General features: G+C 65.5%; 4 protein-coding genes. 2 read left to right on the top strand and 2 right to left on the bottom strand.

Features of this window, described 5'->3' with window-relative positions; translation table 11 throughout:
- Window positions 1-936 precede the first annotated feature (936 nt).
- Window positions 937-1,689, top strand: a complete 753-nt coding sequence (locus EFK10_RS46100) for a TNT domain-containing protein (protein ID WP_127361589.1) — start codon at window positions 937-939, stop codon at window positions 1,687-1,689.
- 18 nt (window positions 1,690-1,707) lie between these two features.
- On the top strand, window positions 1,708-2,058 hold the full coding sequence (locus tag EFK10_RS46095) for a hypothetical protein (RefSeq protein ID WP_127361588.1): 351 nt from the start codon (window positions 1,708-1,710) through the stop codon (window positions 2,056-2,058).
- A gap of 308 nt (window positions 2,059-2,366) precedes the next feature.
- Here EFK10_RS46095 and EFK10_RS46090 read toward each other — a convergent pair whose 3' ends face one another.
- Together EFK10_RS46090 and EFK10_RS46085 are read right to left on the bottom strand one after the other, a co-directional pair.
- Window positions 2,367-2,621: a hypothetical protein gene (locus tag EFK10_RS46090; protein ID WP_127361587.1), complete on the bottom strand. Its 255-nt coding sequence runs from the start codon at window positions 2,619-2,621 to the stop codon at window positions 2,367-2,369.
- Between the two features lie 136 nt (window positions 2,622-2,757).
- On the bottom strand, window positions 2,758-3,288 hold the full coding sequence (locus EFK10_RS46085; protein WP_127361590.1) for an HAD domain-containing protein: 531 nt from the start codon (window positions 3,286-3,288) through the stop codon (window positions 2,758-2,760).
- Between the last annotated feature and the right edge of the window lie 572 nt (window positions 3,289-3,860).

The raw sequence follows: 3,860 nt of genomic DNA, 5'->3' as shown, positions 1-3,860 counted from the left end.
CAAGACAAACAAGCCCTCGATCAAGTAGACATGGACAAGGCCAGGACCTGGGGAATTACGTGACGCCGGGCCCGGGGAATTACGTGATCGTTCACAGGGTCACGGCACGGCCGGAACCAGAAGGGTATCTGCCAACGTTTGCGCAGCTCAAAGACTTGATCGCGTGTGAACGCACGGTGATTCCCAAGCTCATGGCTCATCCGGCCGTCAGCAGCTTCAACGGCTTGAGGCCGGGCCCGTCTCGACAGCCGACTGCCGAAGCAGTAGCGGTCGGTCGTCCGCTGGATCGAGGAATCCCAGCCCGGCCAGGACGGGGGGATTCAGGCGCTCTACAGTTCCTGACGGCAACAGGCCGGGGAGTAGCCCAGCTGTAGCGACTCTGTCGGAAGGCGTGGAACTGCTAGAACGTTTTTTTGTAAAGGCGATCCTTCAGGCAGTCGTTTTGCTCACACGCAAGGCGGGAGGCGGCTACTGCTGCGAGAGATTGTCCGTCGCGTTCTCAGCATGCACGGGGCTCACCATCTGAGTCACAGCGAGAGGTGGGCCCCACTCCGAGTGTCACATATTACTTGTTTCTGAAAACTCAAGGAACCCCGGACACTCCCCAGCGCATTGATCACAACTCACCCTAACGCCGGGAGGCGCCCGCTCTGATAGGCGCCACCGATGTCAATGACCAAGCTTGTAGCGCGACGCTCCGTCACCGCCCGGTTGGCGGGCCCCATCGCGGGGCTGCGGGCGGGCGGTGCTGCGTCCGGGCGAAGTCCGGGTCCATTCGGATGAATTCCCGGCGTGTCGGCCCAGGTCGGTGATCCTCCCCGGGTACGTATCGGGCGGCTCCGGTGACACTCCGTTACGAGCGTCCCCGGTGGCCGTCCGTTTCCCGCGGCTGTCCGCAGATGAACCGGCACGTCGCGGACCACTCCTGGAGGACCCTTGAAGCGTCGCCATCGAATATCGCTCTCCACCCTTCCCGCCTTGCTCGTCCTGCTCGGCAGCACCCTCATGGGCGCGGTCGCGCCCGCGGACGCCGTCAGCCAGGTACCGGCAGCACACGCTCAGGCTTCCGCCGGTCATGCCACGGCAGGTCCCGCGCCGGGGGTGGACCCTGGCCCGTCGACAACCAGCGGCGCGAGGGACCACCGCGCCTGTCTCGGTGTCCCCTTCACCAACCCCACGTACTTCTGTGGCGACCCCCGGCTCGGCCCGCGAAAACTGCCCAACAGCGGCCTATTCGGCGCGATCCTGGCCGACTACCAGCGCCTCGGCCGACAGACCCCCAACGGATTCATCCAGACCTGGTGGAGCCCCACGGCGGGCAGCTACATATTCCCACCCAAAGACGGCTTCCGGCTCAACCCGGCGGGTAATCCGATCTTCGTGGACCTACCCCTCACCGTGGGGCAGAAGCTGGACCGATTCGGAGGCGAGGGGGGCCAGTTCCTGGCGCCGTCCGGCAGCCCGTTCTCTCAGCGTTCCCTCCCGCCGCAGAGCCTCAACACCATTGAGTCGGACTACCCGTTCAACTACCACGTGTACAAGGTGGTGAAAGAGTTCACGGTCCACGCGGGCCCCGCGGCGCCCTGGTTCGGGCAGCCGGGCAACGGCATTCAGTACATGACCTTCGGCGTGGGCACCGACCGAGTGGGCACGCTGGTTGCCAACGGCTTCTTGAAGCGTCTGAACTGACCGGACCGGTGACGGGACATGGACCGACGTGAGCTGTGCGAGGCGCTCGTCTCCGCGGGCGTGCCCGACGGGCTGTACGAGATCCCGGGTTTCCACGAGTTCGAGCTGAAGCCCGTGGACTTCATGTACCTCCGGCAGGAGGGCGACGCCTGGGTCGTGGGCAGCTTCGAGCGGGGCCTGTACCGGACAATGAAGCGCTTCGACAGTGAGGACGCGGCTTCCCGCTTCCTCTACAAGTGGCTCACGGACCGTGGCCCCGGTCCTGGCCCCGACACCGCTGAGGAGATGGAGGCGATCCTCCGCGACAGGGAGGAGATCCAGCGCGCGGCCCGTGAAGCCTATGACCGGGCCCGTCGCGCGGGGTCCTGACCCGCGAGCATCGTCGCCGCAAACGGCGGGGCGGCCCCCCCGAACCTCCGGGCGGCCCGCACCGCTTCTTCTCCAGCAGCGTCACCGCGTACGGGCTGTCCTTGAGGAATCAGGCGACCGGGCCGAAGTCCACCGGCCCGGGAAGTCGTGATCTACATCATGCAGGCCGCAGAAGCACGACCCACCTGCCCAGCAGACCTCAGCGACCGCCGAGCCCATAGTTCGCATCGAGGGGATCGTCACGGGGGGCTATGTGCCCGCGGTTGATCACAGGCGCCTGCGTGAGGTGCTCTCAGGCGACGGTGACGTTAGCTTCCCGTGGAGCGCTTCCGGACGATGAGTAGCGATGCGAAGCCCAGAATGACGAGGAGCCCTCCCCAGTAGAGGTGCAGTGCCGTCAGTGCGACACCGAGCATCATGACACTGGCTGCCGCAGACTCGCGCCGAAGTTGCGGCGCGGGGCGCTTGCTTACGGAAGGCTTGATGGGCTGGCGACCAATGAATACCTGAGTAAGGTTCACGACGGCCATGAGACCGGCGACCACTGCGAGAGCGATCCACATACGCGACAGTGTAGATCGCTCGTTCGAACCGGCAGTGCTGACGGCAACGAGGGGCGGACGCCGGCAGCACTCAACGGTCTGCCACGGTGGTGATGTGAACCGGCATGGCCGGGCTGTCGGGCTGTGCCCGCATCTTCTAATCGCCTGTTCCCACGGCCCAGTTTGGCACGGCAGTACGGAGCCAACAGGCCAGCTCGGAGAAGTCGCCATCGGTGAGGCCCTCGTCCGGGTCTACGCGGTGAAGCAGCGAGGGTCCGTCGTGCTGTGCGGCGACCCACAGACGGTCCATAGCGCTGATCTCGTCGTCGACCCAGACGAACGGGCGGTGACCGGCCCACTCGACGAGGTGGCGGGTCTTCCAGTGCAAACCGCGTGGACCGTCTTCTGTGGACGCTTCCGGCCATTCCACGACAGGAAGCCTCGGCAGCCCGATCCGTGGGGCAATGGCGTCGTTCGCATCGTTCATCCATGTCGTGGCCCACACCAGGTCGCATCCCAGCGCCATCAGACGCGGTCCGAGGGCGGGGTTGAGCCGCCCAAGCAATGGGTTTCCCCCAGGGAAGACCTCGGTGCTGAGGGCAGGGGTCTGGCTGGACGACGGCCCAAACGGGATGAGTGGTCCGTCGACGTCAAGGAAAAGGATGGGGCGCTCCATTGAGCTGGTCACGGCGGCACGATAGCCCCGTGGCAGAGCAATGACACCGTCAGTTCCGTTCATGGCGGACAGCGCAATGGACGTGCCGTGCCCGATGCGTGCCCGATGGGGCGGTGAACCACGGTCAATCAGGGTCACAGGCTGGCCCAGCCACGGCGCCGCAGGCCGCCCGTTCCAGCAGGTCGGAGCCGATCTCATGCCCGCCAGGCGCGGTGATTCCCAAGCTCAGAGCGCGGGTTCGATTCCCGTCACCCGCTCCATACAGAAGTCCCAGGTCAGCGGCCTGGGGCTTGTTTAATGTCCAGACCTTTCTGGGGGGTCGCCGCGCCCCTTGCGCGCCACTACTGAGATGCCTGCCAGGCCTCACCGGGCGAGCAGAGGTCTGCGGATCAGGGGTCGGCGTCGGGCACCAGTGGACGGTAGACCGCGTTGAGGTTCTTGTGTACGGGTCGAGGTCGTCGACCTTGATTGTGCGTTTACCTGTCCATTGCCCCTCCTTGAGCAACGTCTCTGATGAGCTGTCGGAGACATGACCGACGGGGGTCAGGATGGCAATCGAGCTGCCGGGTGAGGTGGTGTCGTTC

The organism is Streptomyces soli (assembly GCF_003999195.1).
In the GTDB taxonomy this organism is placed as follows: Bacteria; Actinomycetota; Actinomycetes; order Streptomycetales; family Streptomycetaceae; genus Actinacidiphila; species Actinacidiphila soli.
This window is presented reverse-complemented; position numbering and strand designations above follow the sequence as displayed.